The organism is Arsenicitalea aurantiaca, assembly GCF_003994485.1.
GTDB lineage: Bacteria > Pseudomonadota > Alphaproteobacteria > Rhizobiales > Devosiaceae > Arsenicitalea > Arsenicitalea aurantiaca.
Genome location: NZ_RZNJ01000001.1, coordinates 256,752 through 274,664, shown reverse-complemented (window position 1 = coordinate 274,664; position 17,913 = coordinate 256,752). Strand labels below are relative to the sequence as shown.

Below are 17,913 nucleotides of genomic sequence, written 5' to 3'. Positions count from 1 at the left end.
TCATGCCCGTCCGGCCCCTGCCCGGGCCGCCAACCCCAAGAAGTTCAGCACATGCCCAAGATCAACGGCAACGAAATCCGTCCCGGCAACGTCATCATGCACCAGGACCGCCTCTGGGTCGCGGTCAAGGTCGATCACGTCAAGCCCGGCAAGGGCGGCGCCTACGCCCAGGTGGAGCTCAAGGCCATCCTCGGGGGCACCAAGCTGAACGAGCGCTTCCGCTCCGCCGAAACCGTCGAGCGCGTCAGCCTCGAGCAGCGCGATTTCCAGTTCCTCTACCCACAGGACGACAAGCTCGTGTTCATGAACATGGAGAGCTACGACCAGATCGAGCTCCCCACCGAGTTCGTGGGCGAACGCGCAGCGTTCCTTCAGGACGGGATGATGGTGACCGTCGAGATGTATGAAGATACCCCGCTCGGCATCAAGCTGCCCCAGCAGGTCACCCTCGAAATCACCGACACCGAGCCTGTCGTGAAGGGCCAGACCGCGGCCAACTCCTTCAAGCCCGCGACCCTCTCCAACGGCGTCCGCGTCATGGTCCCGCCCTTCGTCGGCACCGGCGAGCGCATCGTCGTCGATACCGAGGAAGTCACCTATCTGCGTCGGGCCGACTGATCCCCATGGCCCGTTCCGCGCTTCTCAACGTCATGGTCAATGCGGCCCTCAAGGCCGGCCGGTCGCTCACCAAGGATTTCGGCGAGATCGAAAATCTGCAGGTTTCCCGCAAGGGGCCGGCCGATTTCGTCTCCAATGCCGATCGGCGTGCCGAGCAGATCGTCCATGACGAGCTGCGCAAGGCCCGCCCGACCTATGCCCTGCTGATGGAAGAGCGCGGCGAGATCGAAGGCACCGACGGCCAGCACCGCTGGATCGTCGATCCGCTCGACGGAACGACCAATTTCCTTCACGCCCTCCCGCTCTTTGCGGTTGCCATCGCGCTTGAACGGGCCGGCGAGATCGTCGCCTCGGTCATCTACAACCCGGTGATGGACGAACTTTTCACCGCCGAAAAGGGCGGTGGCGCCTGGCTCAACGATCGCAAGCGCCTGCGCGTCGCGGGTCGCCGCCACCTCGCCGATTGCGTCGCTTCGATGGGCATCCGCCTCACCGGAACCGACAATGACGCGCTGACGCTGCGCCAGGTGGGCGCAGTCAATCCCGCCGTTGCGGGCATCCGCCGCACCGGCAGTGCGTCCACCGATCTCGCCTGGCTCGCCGCCGGGCGGCTCGACCTCTACTGGGAAGCGGGCCTCGCCCCCTGGGACGTCGCGCCCGGCCAGCTCTTGGTGCGCGAGGCCGGCGGCACGATCACCGATTATGCCGGCAGCACCGGCAGCATCTGGAACGGTCAGGTCGTAGCGGGCAACGAGCTGGTGCAGGCCCAGCTCCTCAAGGTGTTGCGCACAATCCGCTGATCGGCGCCATTGGCGGGAGCCTATCCGGCCTTCCGCCCTAAGCCATTGTCACGCCTTGAAGCTGTGACTAAGCTTGCGCCGAATTCGGTCAATTTGGACGAGGCCATGTCGCAGACATACGACCCCTATCATCTGGCCAGTCCCACGATCTATCTGGTCAAAATCGTCATCTTCCTCGTCCTCGTGGCGCTGGTCGGAGCGATCCTGTTCAACACCATCATCGTCTTCTTCTGGGCCAACCCGTTCATCAATGGGCTGATCTTCTTCACCCTGTTCATCGGCATCCTGCTGAGTTTCCGGCAGGTCATCCGGCTCTTCCCGGAAATCAAATGGGTGAACTCGCTGCAGGACGGGGCGCTAACCACCTCCCGCCAGCCCGTGCTGCTTGCGCCCGTCGCGGGCATCCTGCGCGACCGGCTCGGCGAAGCGGTGATCACGCCCTCCTCGATGCGCTCGATCCTCGATTCCGTTGGTAATCGGCTCGACGAGGCCAAGGACACCTCCCGCTACCTCACCGGGCTCCTCGTCTTCCTCGGGCTGCTCGGCACCTTCTACGGCCTGCTCGAGACCGTGACGGCCGTCGCCTCGGTGATCCAGTCGCTCGATGTCACGGCCGGGGACACGACGTCGATCTTCGGCAATCTGCGCGACGGCCTCTCTGCGCCGCTGAGCGGCATGGGCACGGCCTTCTCGTCCTCGCTCTTCGGGCTTTCGGGCTCCCTGATCCTGGGCTTCCTCGATCTTCAGACCAGCCAGGCGCAGAACGCCTTCTATACCGATCTCGAGGACTGGATGACCTCGATGACCGAGCTCGACCACCCCATGACGCAGATGCAGGCGTCCGGCCTCGGCGTCTCGGGCGACGAGATGCAGATGATGTTCGAGCGTCTGGGCTCCACAATGCAGAGCTCGAACTCCTCCCAGAACGCCATCCGCGCCATGGCCGAACTCGCCCGCGGCATTGACGGGCTGGTCAAGCACATCCGCGCCGAACAGGCCGATCTGCGCGTCCACATCGAAGAGCAGGGCGAAACCAATCGCAAGCTGCGCGAACTGATCGAAGCCATGCTGCGCGAAAACGAACGCGAGAACGAGCGCCGGCACTGAGCCGGCCCGAGAGGATCCGCACATGGCCGCATCGACACGCTCGCGCCGCAGCCAGGTCACCAATTACTGGCCGGGGTTCGTCGACGCCCTGTCGAGCCTGCTGCTCGTCATCATCTTCCTACTCTCGCTGTTCATGCTGGCCCAGTTCTTCCTCGGCCAGGAGATTCTCGGTCGCGACACCGCCCTGTCGCGCCTCAACACCCAGATCGCAGAGCTGACCGAGCTTCTGCAGCTCGAACGCGCCAATTCCGACGACCTCGAAAGCAGCATTGCCACCCTCTCGGCGACCCTTGCCGGCGTCGAGGGCGAACGCGACACCCTCGCCTCGCAACTCGCCGGGCTCGGTGGCGAACAGGGCGAGGCCGACCGCATCATCGCCGGGCTCACCGCCGACCTCGAATCCCAGCAGGAGCTTTCGAGCGAGGCCCAGGCCCAGGTCGCCCTTCTCAACCAGCAGCTGGCCGCGCTTCGCGCCCAGATCGGCGCGCTCGAGCAGGCGCTCGAGGCCTCAGAGCTCCGCGACAGCGAATCGCGCACCGCCATTGCCGATCTCGGACGCCGGCTCAACCTCGCCCTCGCCCAGCGCGTGCAGGACCTCTCGCGCTATCGCTCGGATTTCTTCGGGCGCCTGCGCGAAATCCTTGAAGGCCGCGCCGATGTGCGCGTCGTCGGGGACCGGTTCGTCTTTCAGTCAGAGATCCTGTTCGACGCCGGCCAGGCCGAAATCTCCGATGCCGGCACGGGCGAACTTGCCCAGCTTGCGCAGGCCATCATCGAGCTCGAGGCCGAGATTCCCCCCGAGATCAACTGGGTGCTGCGCATTGACGGGCATACCGACAGCCGCCCGATCAATACCCCGCAATTTCCCTCCAACTGGGAATTGTCCGCGGCCCGGGCCATTTCGGTTGCGAAATACCTCATCGACCAGGGCGTTTCGCCCAATCATCTGGTCCCGGCAGGCTTTGGTGAATTCACCCCCATCGATCCGGGCACGACCGAGGAAGCCTTCCGCCGCAACCGCCGCATCGAGTTCAAGCTGACCGAATAGCAGCCTGGGCAGCCGGGCTGGCTACTCCGCCACCGCCGTCTGTGGCTGGTCGAGGCGGAACTGCAGCCGGGCGAGTTCGGCGTACCGCCCGCCCTTTCTGACCAGCTCCTCATGGGTTCCTTCGTCGATCAGCCGGCCGCCCTCGAGCACGAGGATGCGGTCCGCGTCGCGGATCGTCGCAAGCCGGTGGGCGATGACGAGCGTGGTGCGCCCTTCCATCAGCCGCTCGAGCGCGATCTGCACCAATTGCTCGCTCTGCGCGTCGAGCGCGCTCGTTGCTTCGTCGAGGAGCAGGATCGGAGCGTCCTTGAGCAGCGCCCGGGCAATCGCGACCCGCTGCTTCTGCCCGCCGGACAGCATCACTCCGCGCTCCCCGACGATCGCGTCATAGCCCTGGTCGAGCTCCATGACGAAGTCGTGCACCAAGGCCGCGCGGGCCGCTGCTTCCACCTCGGCGTCACTCGCATCGGGCTTGCCGAAGCGAATGTTGTCGGCGACGGTGCCGGCGAACATCACCGGCTCCTGCTCGACATAGGCGAAGCGATGCCTGAGCGCGCCCGGATCGACCCGCCTGATATCGACGCCATCGACCCGCACCTGGCCCGCCGTTACGTCGTAGAACCGCTGCAGCATGGCGAAGATCGTCGACTTGCCCGCGCCCGAAGGTCCCACCAGCGCCACGGTCTCGCCCTGGCGCACGGTGAAGCTGATGTCGCGCAGCACCGGTTCGTCGTCACGCACCCCATAGCTGAAATCGACGCGGTCGAACGTCACCTCGCCCCGCGGCGGCACGGGCAGCGCCAGGGCCGGCCCCACAAGCGCCACGGCCGGCTCGGTGTCGAGGATCTCGATCAGCCGCTCGGTGGCGCCCGCCACGGTCTGCAGCATCCCCATGATCTCCGAAATCGCCGCGAGCGCATTCGACGCCATCAGCGCATAGATCATGAACTGGGTGAGCTGGCCGGCCGTCACCACCCCATCGAAGACCGACCGTGCGCCCCACCAGACGAGCACCACCACCGCAGCGGTCGCAAGGAACATCATCGCTGCAACGAGGAAGGCGCGCGCGAAAAGCCGCGTCACCTCGGCGCCATAGCTCAGCTCCGCGTGCTCGGCATAGATGCGCGACTGGTTGGCCTCCTGCACGAAGGATTTGATGGTCTTGGTTGCACCCAGCGACTCGGTTGCCATCGCCGAGAGATCGGCCAGCGCATCCTGGGTGCGCCGCGACATCCGCCGCAGCCGCCGCGCCAGCAGGATCATCGGGATGATGAGTGCCGGCATGACGATGACGACGCCGATGGCGAGATAGGGGCTGGTGAGGAACATCATCACCACCGCCCCGACAATCGTAACGATCCCGCGCAGCGCCATGGACAGGCTCGAGCCGATGGCGCCGCGAATGGTCGCGACATCGCCATTGAGCCGCGAGGTCAGCTCACCCACCCTGTGGGTGTCGAAAAAGCGCGCGTCGAGCGTCATCAGGTGATCGAACACCGCCCGCCGCAGATCGGTCAGCACCCGTTCGCCCAGAACCGAGACGAAATAGAACCGCGCCCCGCTCGCGATCGCCATCACCGCGGCGATGGCGATGATGATCCCGCCATAGCGGGTGACCATGTCGAGATTTTCCTGCACGAAGCCCTGGTCGATCACCTGACCCGCCAGCGCCGGTATGGCGAGAGACGTGATCGCGGCAATTAGCAGGAAGCCGAGCGTCAGCGTCAGCCGGAGCGGATAGGCCAGAACGAAGGGCATGAGCCGGCGCAAGGGCTGGAGCGACGTCTTCGCCCCGCCCTGCTCATTTGCGGTCTGGCCGGCGCGATGCCCGCGGGCCTGCCCGATGATGCGTGGTCCGGTTCTCAAGATGGCTCCTTAATAGGCACGATGCCCTCCCCCCGCAAGCGCGCGCTATGCCGCGCTGCGGCAGGGGGTATGCCCTTGCGAAGGGACCGGACTTTCTATATGAACCCGGCCAAACCAAGGTTCAGGCATCGCGGGCGCTTCTGGCGCCCCTTTGATTAGAGGCTCCCGCCATGAAGAAAGAAATCCATCCCGATTATCACACGATCAACGTCGTGATGACCGATGGCACCACCTACCAGACGCGTTCGACCTACGGCAAGGAAGGGGACACCCTCCAGCTCGACATCGATCCGACCACCCATCCCGCATGGACCGGCGGCACGGGCCAGCTCATGGATCGTGGCGGCCGCGTCTCGCGCTTCAAGGAGCGTTTCAAGGGCATGCTCGGCAACTGAGCCGACCCTTATCGAAAATCTGGAAAGCCCGGCCCTCGCGCCGGGTTTTTCTTTGGCTGCCCGTCAGTCGCGGAGCCGGCCGAAAGCGGCCTTGAGCCGGGCCAGCTGGTCCGCCACCCCGTTCGCACCGCCCTCGGGGGGCATTTGCGGCAGAAGCCCGCGCTCGAGCTTGTCGAACTGCACAACGCGGTCGAAGAGCCGGTCGCCCTTGGCGATATAGTCGCGCAGCCTTGTCGGCAATTGCTCGAAACCTGGCCCGCCGCGCTCCGAAGGCGTCGCGGAAAAACGCACCTTCTCCTTTTCGGAGCGCGCACTTTCGGCGGTGAGTTCGCCCTCGTTCACCGCCCTCTGCAAGAGGAGCCAGGAAGCGAGCTGCATTAGCCGGGTCGTGAGGCGCATCGATTCGGTGGCGTAGACGAAAGAGGCCTCGCGCGGCAACTGCCGGCTTTCCCCCCGTCCGTCCCCGTCGAGATAGGCGGCGACATCCTCGATCAGCGCCATGCCGTCACGATAGAGAAGCTCGAAGCCCCCCGAGGCGACGATGCGCGGCCCGATGGCCACCGCCTGCGCTATGTCCTGACGTTCGCTCACGCGCACAACCCTGAATCGGAAAGCTAAAATGCAAGTCTACGGAAAAACCATAGCGCCGTCACCAGAACGACCGATCGAGGCATAAGAGAGGCTTAACGCGCCTTGCGATCTGCAAAAATTGCCCCTGAAAAGAAAAAAGAGCCGTCGAAACGGCTCTCAAAAGTTAACAGGGAGGCGTCAAACAGAGGGAGAACCACTCTGCACATCCAGAAGATCCGGACACCCTCACCATAAGCAATTGAACCTTAATTGCGCGTTAATGGGCATCTCTTTCTTAACCTTACCCCGATCTGCCACCTGCCGATCAGAGCCGGAACAGCGCCTCGGCGGCCGAGCGCGTTTCAGCCCGCGCCGCGATCGCCTCCTTGAGGCGGACGATCTCGGCCTCGAGCATTAATATCCGCGCCTCCAGTTCCTCCACCGACATGGCATCGAGCCCCATGCCCACCTCATGCCGCGTCAGCTTGCGGCGAACCTCTTCCTCTTCCATCGCATTCTCCTTTGGCGCACCATTGAAGACCGCTCCTGCCCCCAGGGCAAGAGCCAGCAGCCGAGAGCCCGACCATGCACCCCACTCCCACCGCCGCGCCGATGACCATGACCGCGATCGCTGTCGCCACGCCCGGCGGCCCCGAAAGTCTGCAGCCCCGCACGGTGCCCCTGCCCGAGCCCGGCCCCGGGGAGGTGCTGGTGCGCGTCGCCGCCGCGGGCATCAACTATCCCGACGTCATGCAGCGGCTCGGCCGCTACGACCCGCCTCCGGGGGCGTCCCCGCTCCCCGGGCTCGAGGTTTCGGGGGAAATCGCAAGCCTTGGCGAGGGCGTCTCGGGGCATGAGATCGGCGCCCGCGTCGTCGCGCTCTGCAATGGCGGGGGCTATGCCGAATTCGTCACCATACCTTCCGGCCAGGTCGTTCCGCTCCCCCCGGGCCTCGACCTGCTCTCCGGCGCGGCGATCCCGGAGACCTTCTTCACCGTCCAGCAGACCCTCGTCATGCGCTCGGGGCTGCAGGCGGGCATGAGCGTCCTGATCCATGGCGCCGCGGGCGGCATCGGCGGCGCCGCCATCCAGATTTCCCGCTGGCTCGGTGCGCGCCCGATCGCGGTCGTCTCGAGCGAGGAAAAGGCCGACTACGCCCGCAGCCTCGGGGCATCGGACGTCATCATCCATACGCGCAAGGATTTTCCGGAAGCCGCGAAGGCCCTCACCGGCGGGGAGGGTGTCGGCCGGATCATCTCAATCGCGGGCGGAGACATGCTCGACAAGAACCTTCGCGCCCTTGCCCGCTTCGGCACCATCATCCAGCTCGCGGGCCTCGACGGGGCACGCTCCGAGCTCGACATCGGCCGGCTCCTCGGCCGCCAGGCGACCATCTTCGGGTCCACCCTGCGCCCGCAATCGAGCGCGCTCAAGGCCGAGATCGCCGCAAGCCTCGTCCACCGCATCTGGCCCGGCTTCGCCGAGGGCCGCATCAATGCCCCCCGCATCGCCATCCTGCCGCTCGCTGAAGCTGCCGAAGCCCATCGCCGCATGGAAACCCGCAGCAATCACGGCAAGCTGGTCCTCGTTACCCCCTGGGGTGAAAGCCTCGAGACAACCGCTTGAACCCGACCGGTCGGGCCCGGGCGGGGACAAAGCCGTTGCAGTTGGGGCGTGAAAACCATATATTCACCCTGTTCCCCTCAGCAATGAAGCAAGAGGCGGGCGGACCGGAAGATCCCGGGCCGCACTGACAGAGAGATATATTCATGGCCACGCCCCTCTTGATGCCCAAGGCGACTGCTGTCTGGCTCGTCGACAACACCGCGCTCTCCTTCGAGCAGATCGCGGCCTTCTGCTCGCTGCATCCGCTCGAGGTGCAGGGCGTCGCCGATGGCGACGTCGCTGGCGGCATCATGGGCGTGAACCCGATCCAGAACGGTCAGCTGACGCGTGAGGAGATCGCCAAGGCCGAGGCCGATCCCAATTATCGCATGAAGATGTCAGAGCCGAAGGTTCGCGTGGCCGCCGCCAAGCGCAAGGGTCCGCGTTACACCCCGATCTCGCGCCGCAACGAGCGTCCGAACGCCATCAAATGGCTGATCCGGAACCATCCCGAGCTCAAGGACGCGCAGATCATGCGTCTCGTGGGCACGACCAAGTCGACCATCGATTCTGTTCGCGAGGGTACGCACTGGAATACCGCGAACCTCGCCGCGATGGATCCGGTCACCCTCGGCCTCTGCAGCCAGATCGATCTCGACCTCGAGGTCAAGCGCGCGTCCAAGGGCGCTGCCGGCCCCGACGAAGCCGATCAGGGCACGATGCTCCTTACCGCCGAGGAGGCACTCGCAAGCTCGAACGCCCGCAACCAGCCGGGCTCGGACGAGCATGATGGTGGTCGCGCCGAGCGCGAGGAAGCCATCGACGCCGAATCCGTCTTCGCCAAGCTCAAGTCGCTGAAGTCGGACGACGATCAATAGGCCTGTTGGCCGGCGGCACGCCCGCCGGCCCCTCAGTCCGCCAGCGTCACGACCAGCGCGCCGGTGCGCGTGACCACGAGCGTATGCTCGTATTGGACCGTCGGCGCACGCGGCTCGCTCAAGAGCGTCCAGGGCGCATCGCCATCCTCGGCCCATTCCGCTCCGGTCGAGAGGAAGGGCTCGATGGTAAACACCATCCCCTCCTTCATCACCCGACGTTCCGACCGGTCCGGCCAGGTCGCGATTTCCGTCGGCGCCTCATGCAGCGAGCGGCCGACCCCGTGGCTCGCAAGATTCCTCACCAGCGTATAGCGGTTCTTGCGCGCGAAGGCGCCGATGGCTTGCCCGATACCTGAAAGCGGGCGTTCCGCGCCGACCGCGCCTATCCCCGCCCACATGGCGCGCCGCCCGTCCCGGCAGAGCCGCTCGGTTGCCTTGCTCGCCGGCGGCACGAAGAACGAGGCGCCGGTATCGGCGAAGAACCCGTCCTTTTCCGCCGAGACGTCGATATTGACGAGATCGCCGCGCATCAGCCGGCGCCGCCCGGGCACGCCATGGGCGATTTCCTCGTTGACGCTGATGCAGGTCGCCCCGGGAAAGGCATAGATGAGCTCGGGCGCCGAACGCGCGCCCTCCGCCTCGAGCAGCCTGCGCCCAATGGCATCAAGTTCTCCCGTCGTCATCCCCGGCTCGATCGCCTTGCCCATCGCCGCCAGCACATTGGCGACGATCCGCCCGATCTCGCGCAGAAGCCGCAATTCCTCTTCGTTCGAAATGGTCATGCCAATCCCTTTGCCGCTCCGCCGGCTCGGGCAATACCCGCGATCGGCGCGTCCCGCAACCGCGCGCCCGGGGCTTGACAGCAGCACGCGGCCGGGTGCCACTGGCGCACCTTCCTTTTTTCGGCCAATCCAATGCACGATCCGGTCTTCTGGTCCGTCGCCATCGCGGCGGTGATCATCGTCGGGCTCAGCAAGGCCGGGCTCCTCGGCAGTCTAGGCGTCATCGGGGTCCCGCTGCTCACCCTCGTCATGCCCGCCCGCGAGGCCGCTGGCATGATGCTGCCGGTACTGCTCGCCATGGACGCGATCGCCGTCTGGTCCTACCGGCGCGACGTCAACTGGCACATCCTCTGGATTCTCCTGCCCGGCGCAGCCGTCGGCACGGTGATCGGCTGGGCGCTCTCGGCGACCGTCAGCGAGCCCGCCGTCCGGCTCGCCATCGGCGTCATCACGCTCGTCTTCATCCTTGATGCGTGGTTGCCCCTGCGCAAGAAGCTAGAGGGGCTTCCCCCCTCTCGGCCCTGGGGCTGGTTCTGGGGCGCGGTCGCCGGCTTCACCAGCTTCATCAGCCATGCCGGCAGCCCGCCCTACCAGATCTATGTCCTTCCCCAGAAGCTCACCCCAGCAGTCTTCGCGGGCACTGCGGCCTTCTTCTTTGCCATCGTCAACGCGGCCAAGCTCCTGCCCTACTACTCGCTGGGCCAGCTCTCGGTCGCCAATCTCCAGGTCTCGGCGATCCTGGCGCCGGTCGGCGTCGTCGCGACGCTCTTCGGGGTATGGCTGGTGCGGCGGATTTCCGCGGCGCTCTTTTACCGGCTCGCCTACTGGCTCGTCTTCCTTCTCGCCCTCAAGCTCATCTATGACGGGGTGATGGGCACGTTCCTCGCCTGACCCTGAAATGCAAGAAGGCCACGGCGTCTGCCGTGGCCTGTCCCTGCGCCGGAAGGCGCATCAATCTCAGGCTGGGGCCGTTATCCTTGTGAGTTCGTCTTTGACTTCGAGCTTCTTACGCTTGAGGGCAGCGATCTTCAGGTCGTCGGGGGTAAGATGTCCGCGTTCCTGCTCGATCTGCCGCTCCAGTTCCTGGTGACGCCGCTCCAGGGCAGCGATGTGGCCTTCAGTCGTCATGACAACTCCTTTCAAGCATTGTGGACGAAGTGATCGTCACAAATATTTCGCAACTTGTCGACGGGCCTCGCAGCGGCTTGAATGAACCCCAGCCGGCCCGCCTCATGACCAACCCAATGGGCCCGTGCTCCGATCCATCACAAACCTCCCGGAAGCGGCCGTCATGTTTACCCTCACCAAGGAGCAGGAGGCCGCATTCGGGCTCGAACTGGCCGCCAAGCGGCAGGAACACGCCGATCTCGATGCCGCCATCCACACCCTTTCGGCCTCCGGCCTTGCCGATCCGATGCTCCTGCAGCGGCTCAAGAAGCGAAAGCTCACGCTCAAGGACAGGATCGTGAAGCTCGAATCCTTCCTCCTGCCCGACATCATCGCGTGACCGCCCCGGGTTGAAGCGTGGCGGAATTTGGGCTAAACGCGCGCTTTGCACCTGCTCGGGGGTCTGGTCGCGATGCTGACGTCTCCACCCGTGGCCATCGTCATGGGCAGCCAGTCCGACTGGCCAACCATGCGCCACGCCGCCGAAACGCTCGACACGCTGAAGATCGAGTATGAGGCCCGCATCGTCTCGGCGCACAGGACGCCCGAACGGCTGATCGATTTTGCCACCCGCGCCAAGGCGGACGGCTTCAAGGTGATCATCGCCGGGGCCGGGGGCGCAGCCCATCTCCCCGGCATGATCGCGTCGATGACCACGCTGCCGGTCTTCGGGGTGCCGGCACGCTCCAAGGCCCTTTCGGGGCAGGACAGCCTGCTTTCCATCGTGCAGATGCCGGCCGGCATTCCGGTCGGCACCCTTGCCATCGGCGAGGCCGGCGCCACCAATGCCGCGCTCCTTGCTGCAGCCGTGCTCGCGCTTTCAGACCCCGAGATCGACGTCGCGCTTGAAGCCTTCCGGCGCGAGCAGGCCGAAGCCGTGCCCCTCTTCCCGGTGGATGATGACTGAGCCCACACCCCTGCGCCAGGGCAGCATGATCGGCATATTGGGCGGCGGGCAGCTCGGCCGCATGCTCTCGCTCGCGGCAAGCCGGCTGGGCATGCGCACCCATATCTACTGCCCCGATCCGCAGAGCCCCGCCTTCGAGGTTACCCCCCACAAGACGGTCGCGGCCTATGAGGATGAGGAAGCCCTCGCCCGATTCGCGGACGCGGTCGACGTCGTCACCTATGAGTTCGAGAACGTCCCCGCCGCGACGGCACGTTTCCTTGCGACCCGCAAGCCGCTCCGTCCCGGCGCCGAACCCCTCGCGATTGCGCAGGACCGGCTTGCCGAAAAGACGTTCCTGCAAAAACGCAACATCGCCGTCGCGCCCTTCCGTCCGGTCGATACGCTTGCCGATCTGCACGCCGCCATCGCCGAGCTCGGCACGCCGTCGGTCCTCAAGACCACCCGCATGGGCTATGATGGCAAGGGCCAGGTGCGCATCGATGCGCCCGGGGACGCCGAGGCCGCGTTCGAGGCCCTGTCCCCCAAGCCGCTCGTGCTTGAGGCCTTCGTGCCCTTCGAAAAGGAAATCTCCGTCGTCGTCGCGCGCAACCGTCGCGGCGAGGTCCGCGATTTCGCCCCCGCCGAGAACGTCCACCGCCACCATATCCTCAAGACCAGCACGGTGCCCGCCGATATTCCGCCCGCCCTGGCGCTCCATGCGAGCCGGGCGGCGCGCGCCATCGTCATCGCGCTCGATTATGTCGGGGTGCTCGGGGTCGAGTTCTTCGTCGTGCCCGGCGCCCCCCGCCCGACCCTTCTGGTCAACGAGATCGCCCCGCGCGTGCACAATTCAGGCCACTGGACCGAGGCGGTCTGCGTCACCGACCAGTTCGAGCAGCACATTCGCGCCGTCTGCGACTGGCCGCTGGGGGATCCGACTCGCCTTGCAGATGTCGTGATGGAAAATCTAATCGGCGACGAGGTCTTCGCCGATGCAACCAACCTCGCTGCCGCCACGCGGCCCCATTTCTACGGCAAGGCCGAAGCCCGGGAAGGCCGCAAGATGGGCCACATCAACCGGATCGTGGTGAAAACCGGCGCTCTTTAGGCATTTTTTGCCCTTTGCCGCAGTGGACAGCCACCCGGGCTTGCGCTATATACGCGGCCCAACGGTGACTGGCTTTGCCGGTCGGTGCCCGGGTTTACGGCCCTGGCGCTCAGTTCCAACCAGATCAGTATGTTTCGAAAGGGCGGTTGCGCTTGCAAGTAGTTGTTCGCGATAACAATGTCGATCAGGCGCTGCGGGCGCTGAAGAAGAAGCTTCAGCGCGAAGGCGTCTTCCGTGAAATGAAGCTGCGCAACTACTACGAGAAGCCCTCGGAGAAGAAGGCGCGCCAGAAGGCCGAGGCCGTGCGTCGCGCCCGCAAGCTCGCGCGCAAGCGCGCTCAGCGCGAAGGCAGCCTGCCCATGCCGGCCCGCGCGGGCCGCTAAGCAGAGCGACAGAATTCAAAGCGCCGCCCCTCGGGGCGGCGTTTTGCGTAAAGGCTCCGGTTTTCCGGCGCCGGTTTCAGGGTGCCCGTTCCGGTCGGGTCGGCCGGCGGGCCGCAATCGGGGGCATGTCATGATCAGAACCATCATTGCGGCGGTCCTTGCCGCCATTCTCGCGTCCGGCCTGATGGCCGGCGCCGCACGGGCCGAAACGCGCATCGAGGTCGGCCGCCTCTCCTGCACGGTCGATCCGGGCATCGGGCTCGTCTTCGTGTCCTCCAAGGACATGACCTGCCGGTTCCTCCGCCAGGGCCACCGCACCGAGATCTACGAGGGCACCATCACCAAGGTCGGCCTCGATATCGGCATCACCGAGCGCACCCAGATCGAGTGGCTCGTCTTTTCGGGTTCCGATGTCCGCGTCGGACCGCGCTCGCTTGCGGGCAGCTATGTCGGGGGCTCAGGCGAAGCCACGATCGGGGTCGGGCTGGGGTCGAACTGGCTGATCGGCGGCTCGCGTCGCGGCTTCGCTCTGCAGCCCTTCTCCATCCAGGCCCAGACCGGGCTCAATCTCTCCCTCGCGCTCGCCGGCCTCACCCTCTACTGAGAGGCGCGCGCTATTGCCCGGGCATTGGCAGGATCGGCATCACTTCGACCGAATCGCCCGGGAAATGGGTGAAATGGGCGTGGCCGCGGAACATCTCTGCGGCCGCCTCATGGCTTTCGGCCTCGACCACCACATAGGCGGCGGCCGTATTGGTGATGTCCGCTATGCCCTGGGGCGAGATGGCCTTGGTCTTGCCCAATGGTCCGCCGGCATCGACGATGCGGTCCTTGTGCTCCTCCATCCACGCGCCCCAGGCCCGCATGCCCTCGGCCTCGTTGACACGCCCTTCGGCTTCGGCGCGCCGGGCCACATCCGCGGTCCCGGTGAAGATCGCGAGAAATCTCGGCATTCTAGCCTCCTCGATTGACCGATTCGAAGAACGCGCGAGCGCGCTCCCAGATCCCGCGCGCCCAGAGATCCCCATGCGTTCCGCCCGGCTCGATCCAGAGCTCGACCGCGTTCGGCGCCGCCGCGAACACCCGCTCGCCATTGCCCACCGAGATCACCTCATCGGCCGTGCCATGGGCAACGAAGACCGGCTCGGCAACCTCGCCGATCCATTGGTCGACGCGGAACTGGTCGTGCATGAGCCAGCCTACCGGCAGGAAACCGTAGCGCTCGCCAGCCACCGACACCGCCGAATAGAACGGCGTCTCGAGCAGCAGCGCTTCGGCCTCCCGAACGCTCGCCACATAGCTCGCCGGCCCCGACCCCAGCGACCGCCCCCAGATGAGGATCGGATGGCCCTCCCGGGCGAGCCAGTCATAGGCGGAAAGCGCATCGGCGAGGATGTTCTCTTCGCTCAAGACCCCGGGGGACGCGGGAAAGCCCCGATAGTCGAAGGCAAGCACCCCATAGCCCGCCTCGCTGAACGCCCGGTAGCGCACATGCTCGGCCGAAAAGCTCCCGGCATTGCCCTTGAAATAGAGGATCACCGGCATCCCGTCGCGCGGGGGCGCATACCAGCCGGTGACGATCTCGTCGCCACCGGTCGGAATGGTTACGACCTCGCCCGAAAAGCCCACGGCCTGGGGCTCGAACACCTCCCCTGCCGGGGCGTACTGGAAATCGCGCTGCAGGAAAAAGAGCAGCCCCGTCGCGCCCAGATAGAGAATGGCGATAAGGCCGATGAGAATGGCGGCAAGGCGTTTGAGGACTGTCATCAAATCGGGATCCGGCTGCTGTCACCCCGTCTCTAGGCGATACGCAGCCTTCGGCAAAGAGGCCTCGCGCCGAGTTCAGCCGCGCGCAGCCTTCAGCTTTTCGGGATCGAGCGCCATCTCGATGGCCTGGTCGAAAATGGCGTCCGGCTGCGCCCCCGAAAAGGCCAATGCACCGTTGAGGATGAAATAGGGCACGCCGTTAATCCCGTGTGCCGCCGCGTCCCGCGCCATGCGCCGCGTATCCTCGAGCGCTTCGGGGTCGAGCACGGTCGCGCGCGAGGTCTCCGGATCGAGCCCCTCGCTACCCGCGATCTCGGCCAGGACATCTGGGTCCGACGTGTTCCGTCCCTCGAGGAAATAGGCGTTCGCAATGGCATTGCCGAGCCTGTGCTGGCGCTCGATGGGCGCGAGCCGCACCAGCGTATGGGCCGCGGCCGTGTCATAGGCCATGGGCTGCACGGCCATCCTGAGCGGCACGCCGGCATCGGCGGCGGCAGCCTCTACCTGCGCCCACATCGGCTCGGGGTCGCGCCCGTATTTCTCTCGCAACATGTCTGCGACGACCACGCCGCCCTTGGGCGTATCCGGCGCAAGCTGGAAGGGGTGCCGCGCGATCTCCACCGTGACGTCATCGGGCAACCGCTCGATCGCCGCATCGAGCCGCGCCGTCCCGATCAGGCACCACGGGCAGCTCACATCGGTAAAGAGATCGATCTTCAGCGTCCGGGTCATCGCATCAACTCCTGCTCTCAAATGCCATTGTGCCCGCCATGATGGCGGGCACAAGCAGGCACATGCGGGTGACCGGCCGTTAAAGCGCAGCCTGGTTCTGATTGGTGAAGAATCCGGGGCTCCAGCCTGCAGCAATGGCCGCAAAACCGCTGAGGGCAAGACCGCCCATGAAAAAGAGCGACGGGGCAATCCAGTAGACCGCGCGCGGTGCGGCCCGGCCCGCATTGGCGATCGCCGCAACCACCAGCAGCACCATCCCCACATTGGCCCAGACCGCCATGAACGGATCGAGAGCGCCGATGACGAAGGGATAGGCGAGCCCGGCGGTGATGAGCCCGAGAAGCCAGCGCGAAGCCACGCGCCCCTTTTCGCCTTCGCGCGCCACCAGCCAGTGCGCAATGCCCCACATCGGATAGATGACGAGGAATCCGAGGGCGGCTGCCCAGCCCGGCATCCAGTTCGGCAGGCGCGTACCGAGTTCGGGCAGCATGGTGCCGGTGGCGATCGCCATTCCATTCAGCACCATCACCGCCGCAAGCGGCAGGACCGCGCTCATGGCGAGCCCGGCAAGGTCCGAGCGGCGCTCGGTGACCGCGAAATCGTCCGTCTGGTGGATGCTGAGGCTGGCCATTTTTCCTGCCATCCCTGTTTCTTTTGGGCTTGACTTTGCCTAAGAAACTGGAATCACAGCGGTCAGGTTCCGTTAACGTCAACACGCCGTCGTGATTGACGCCCCTGGCAGCCTGTTGCAGCCGGTGTGGACGCGCCCTCGCGAGCCTTGGAAGCCGCTCGTCCTAGTGGGCGAGACCCTTGACGATGTCCTCGGTCACCTTCTTGGCGTCCCCGAACAGCATCATGGTGTTGTCGCGGAAAAAGAGCTCGTTCTGCACCCCCGCATAGCCTGCCGCCATGCCGCGCTTGATGAAGAGCACCGTCCCCGCATCCTCGACGTTGAGCACCGGCATGCCGTAGATGGGCGAGGTCTTGTCGGTCTTGGCCGCCGGATTGGTCACGTCGTTCGCCCCGATCACGAAGGCGATGTCGGCGGTCCCGAACTCGGAATTGATGTCCTCGAGCTCGAACACCTCGTCATAGGGCACGTTGGCTTCGGCAAGCAGCACGTTCATGTGCCCCGGCATGCGCCCGGCCACCGGATGGATCGCATATTTGACCTCCACCCCCTCGGCCTTCAGCACGTCGGCCATCTCGCGCAGCGCGTGCTGGGCCTGCGCCACCGCCATGCCATAGCCGGGCACGATGATCACCTTGCCCGCATTCTTCATCATGAAGGCCGCGTCATCCGCCGAGCCCTGCTTGACGGGCCGGTCGTCGACCTCCCCGCTCGCCGCCGCCGCGCTGTCCCCGCCAAAGCCCCCCAGGATCACCGAGATGAAGCTGCGGTTCATCGCCTTGCACATGATGTAGGAGAGGATCGCGCCCGAGGACCCCACCAGCGCGCCGGTGATGATGAGCGCGGTATTGCCCAGCGTGAACCCGATGCCCGCCGCCGCCCAGCCCGAATAGGAGTTGAGCATCGAGACCACCACCGGCATGTCCGCCCCGCCGATCGGAATGATCATCAGCCCGCCCAGCACCAGCGCCACGATGGTGATGAGCCAGAACCAGACCGGGTCCGCGGTGATCGCGAACATGACGATGAGGAAGACGAGGACCGCGCCGAGCCCCAGATGAATGAGGTGCCGGCCCGGCAGCAGGATCGGCTTGCCCGACATCCGCCCGTCGAGCTTGAGAAAGGCGATCACCGAGCCGGTGAAGGTGAAGGCACCGATCGCCACCCCGAGGCTCATTTCGATGATCGCCTGAGTGTGGATGTGCCCGGGCACCCCGATGCCGAACGCCTCGGGCGCATAGAGCGCCGCCGCCGCGACGAACACTGCCGCAAGGCCCACCAGCGAGTGGAAGGCCGCGACCAGCTGCGGCATGTCGGTCATCTTGACCTTGCGCGCCAGCACCGCGCCGAACCCGCCGCCGATGGCGAGCCCGCCCACGATCAGCGCCCAGGAGACGAAGTCCGAGGGCCCCGCCACGGCAAGCGTCGTGAGGATCGCGATGCCCATGCCGATCATGCCGAAGCGGTTGCCCTGCCGCGCCGAGGCGGGGCTCGACAGCCCCCTCAGCGCGAGGATGAACAGGACGCCCGACACGAGGTAGAGCAGTGCGGCGATATCGGCGGAGAT

The 17,913-nt window shown here is 65.8% G+C and carries 23 protein-coding genes; 13 read left to right on the top strand and 10 right to left on the bottom strand.

The annotated features are described in order from the left end of the window. Positions 1–51: 51 nt before the first annotated feature. The 4 genes from efp to EMQ25_RS01345 all read left to right on the top strand — a co-directional run bounded on the left by efp (position 52) and on the right by EMQ25_RS01345 (position 3,573). Entirely contained in the window at positions 52–618 is a 567-nt protein-coding gene (gene efp / locus EMQ25_RS01360; protein ID WP_127186757.1) for an elongation factor P, read from the top strand. Between the two features lie 5 nt (positions 619–623). Next, positions 624–1,418: an inositol monophosphatase family protein gene (locus EMQ25_RS01355; protein ID WP_127186756.1), complete on the top strand. Its 795-nt coding sequence runs from the start codon at positions 624–626 to the stop codon at positions 1,416–1,418. Positions 1,419–1,523: 105 nt separating this feature from the next. Beyond that, positions 1,524–2,525 carry a flagellar motor protein MotA gene (locus EMQ25_RS01350; protein WP_127186755.1) on the top strand — a complete coding sequence of 334 codons (1,002 nt, stop codon included), beginning with the start codon at positions 1,524–1,526 and terminating at the stop codon, positions 2,523–2,525. 22 nt (positions 2,526–2,547) lie between these two features. Next, positions 2,548–3,573 carry a peptidoglycan -binding protein gene (locus tag EMQ25_RS01345; RefSeq protein WP_127186754.1) on the top strand — a complete coding sequence of 342 codons (1,026 nt, stop codon included), beginning with the start codon at positions 2,548–2,550 and terminating at the stop codon, positions 3,571–3,573. A 21-nt stretch (positions 3,574–3,594) separates the two neighbouring features. Here EMQ25_RS01345 and EMQ25_RS01340 read toward each other — a convergent pair whose 3' ends face one another. Continuing rightward, the gene (locus EMQ25_RS01340; RefSeq protein ID WP_244606428.1) at positions 3,595–5,439 is read right to left on the bottom strand and encodes an ABC transporter ATP-binding protein; all 1,845 of its coding nucleotides are present in this window, start codon (positions 5,437–5,439) and stop codon (positions 3,595–3,597) included. Positions 5,440–5,609: 170 nt separating this feature from the next. On the opposite strand from EMQ25_RS01340, the gene rpmE reads away from it, so the two are divergent. Beyond that, positions 5,610–5,834, top strand: coding sequence for a 50S ribosomal protein L31 (gene rpmE, locus EMQ25_RS01335; protein WP_127186753.1), 225 nt, complete (start codon positions 5,610–5,612; stop codon positions 5,832–5,834). Positions 5,835–5,897: 63 nt separating this feature from the next. On the opposite strand, the gene rcdA is transcribed toward rpmE, so the two are convergent. After that, the gene (gene rcdA / locus EMQ25_RS01330) at positions 5,898–6,425 is read right to left on the bottom strand and encodes a protease adaptor protein RcdA (protein ID WP_244606427.1); all 528 of its coding nucleotides are present in this window, start codon (positions 6,423–6,425) and stop codon (positions 5,898–5,900) included. A 304-nt stretch (positions 6,426–6,729) separates the two neighbouring features. Beyond that, positions 6,730–6,915: a DUF1192 domain-containing protein gene (locus tag EMQ25_RS01325; protein WP_127186752.1), complete on the bottom strand. Its 186-nt coding sequence runs from the start codon at positions 6,913–6,915 to the stop codon at positions 6,730–6,732. 74 nt (positions 6,916–6,989) lie between these two features. Between EMQ25_RS01325 and EMQ25_RS01320 the strand changes: the two genes are divergently transcribed. Both EMQ25_RS01320 and EMQ25_RS01315 read left to right on the top strand, forming a co-directional pair. Further along, positions 6,990–8,030: an NAD(P)H-quinone oxidoreductase gene (locus EMQ25_RS01320; protein ID WP_244606426.1), complete on the top strand. Its 1,041-nt coding sequence runs from the start codon at positions 6,990–6,992 to the stop codon at positions 8,028–8,030. A gap of 143 nt (positions 8,031–8,173) precedes the next feature. Continuing rightward, complete coding sequence (locus tag EMQ25_RS01315) at positions 8,174–8,887, top strand: DUF1013 domain-containing protein (RefSeq protein WP_127186751.1); 714 nt, start codon at positions 8,174–8,176, stop codon at positions 8,885–8,887. Positions 8,888–8,919: 32 nt separating this feature from the next. Here the strand turns inward: EMQ25_RS01315 and map are convergent, their stop codons facing one another. Continuing rightward, positions 8,920–9,669, bottom strand: coding sequence for a type I methionyl aminopeptidase (gene map, locus EMQ25_RS01310; protein WP_127186750.1), 750 nt, complete (start codon positions 9,667–9,669; stop codon positions 8,920–8,922). Positions 9,670–9,801: 132 nt separating this feature from the next. Here map and EMQ25_RS01305 point away from each other — a divergent pair, with 132 nt between their 5' ends. Beyond that, positions 9,802–10,560, top strand: a complete 759-nt coding sequence (locus tag EMQ25_RS01305; RefSeq protein ID WP_127186749.1) for a sulfite exporter TauE/SafE family protein — start codon at positions 9,802–9,804, stop codon at positions 10,558–10,560. 66 nt (positions 10,561–10,626) lie between these two features. On the opposite strand, the gene EMQ25_RS01300 is transcribed toward EMQ25_RS01305, so the two are convergent. Then, positions 10,627–10,797 (bottom strand): YdcH family protein, encoded by a 171-nt coding sequence (locus EMQ25_RS01300; RefSeq protein ID WP_127186748.1) that lies wholly within the window; start codon positions 10,795–10,797, stop codon positions 10,627–10,629. Between the two features lie 163 nt (positions 10,798–10,960). On the opposite strand from EMQ25_RS01300, the gene EMQ25_RS01295 reads away from it, so the two are divergent. From EMQ25_RS01295 to EMQ25_RS01275, 5 genes are all read left to right on the top strand, one after another. Further along, the gene (locus tag EMQ25_RS01295) at positions 10,961–11,176 is read left to right on the top strand and encodes a YdcH family protein (protein ID WP_127186747.1); all 216 of its coding nucleotides are present in this window, start codon (positions 10,961–10,963) and stop codon (positions 11,174–11,176) included. A gap of 72 nt (positions 11,177–11,248) precedes the next feature. Further along, positions 11,249–11,743, top strand: a complete 495-nt coding sequence (gene purE / locus EMQ25_RS01290; protein ID WP_127186746.1) for a 5-(carboxyamino)imidazole ribonucleotide mutase — start codon at positions 11,249–11,251, stop codon at positions 11,741–11,743. Then, entirely contained in the window at positions 11,736–12,833 is a 1,098-nt protein-coding gene (locus EMQ25_RS01285) for a 5-(carboxyamino)imidazole ribonucleotide synthase (RefSeq protein WP_127186745.1), read from the top strand. The genes purE and EMQ25_RS01285 overlap by 8 nt, the downstream gene beginning before the upstream one ends. 152 nt (positions 12,834–12,985) lie before the next feature. Continuing rightward, positions 12,986–13,216 carry a 30S ribosomal protein S21 gene (gene rpsU, locus EMQ25_RS01280; RefSeq protein ID WP_127186744.1) on the top strand — a complete coding sequence of 77 codons (231 nt, stop codon included), beginning with the start codon at positions 12,986–12,988 and terminating at the stop codon, positions 13,214–13,216. Positions 13,217–13,346: 130 nt separating this feature from the next. After that, positions 13,347–13,820: a DUF992 domain-containing protein gene (locus EMQ25_RS01275; protein WP_127186743.1), complete on the top strand. Its 474-nt coding sequence runs from the start codon at positions 13,347–13,349 to the stop codon at positions 13,818–13,820. A 10-nt stretch (positions 13,821–13,830) separates the two neighbouring features. On the opposite strand, the gene EMQ25_RS01270 is transcribed toward EMQ25_RS01275, so the two are convergent. The 5 genes from EMQ25_RS01270 to EMQ25_RS01250 all read right to left on the bottom strand — a co-directional run bounded on the left by EMQ25_RS01270 (position 13,831) and on the right by EMQ25_RS01250 (position 17,913). Continuing rightward, positions 13,831–14,169, bottom strand: a complete 339-nt coding sequence (locus EMQ25_RS01270) for a hypothetical protein (RefSeq protein WP_127186742.1) — start codon at positions 14,167–14,169, stop codon at positions 13,831–13,833. Between the two features lies 1 nt (position 14,170). Then, complete coding sequence (locus EMQ25_RS01265; RefSeq protein ID WP_127186741.1) at positions 14,171–14,983, bottom strand: alpha/beta hydrolase; 813 nt, start codon at positions 14,981–14,983, stop codon at positions 14,171–14,173. Positions 14,984–15,058: 75 nt separating this feature from the next. Then, positions 15,059–15,715 carry a DsbA family oxidoreductase gene (locus tag EMQ25_RS01260; RefSeq protein WP_158625908.1) on the bottom strand — a complete coding sequence of 219 codons (657 nt, stop codon included), beginning with the start codon at positions 15,713–15,715 and terminating at the stop codon, positions 15,059–15,061. Between the two features lie 79 nt (positions 15,716–15,794). After that, positions 15,795–16,346: a tryptophan-rich sensory protein gene (locus tag EMQ25_RS01255; RefSeq protein ID WP_158625907.1), complete on the bottom strand. Its 552-nt coding sequence runs from the start codon at positions 16,344–16,346 to the stop codon at positions 15,795–15,797. A 163-nt stretch (positions 16,347–16,509) separates the two neighbouring features. Beyond that, positions 16,510–17,913, bottom strand: coding sequence for an NAD(P)(+) transhydrogenase (Re/Si-specific) subunit beta (locus tag EMQ25_RS01250; protein WP_127187300.1), 1,404 nt, complete (start codon positions 17,911–17,913; stop codon positions 16,510–16,512).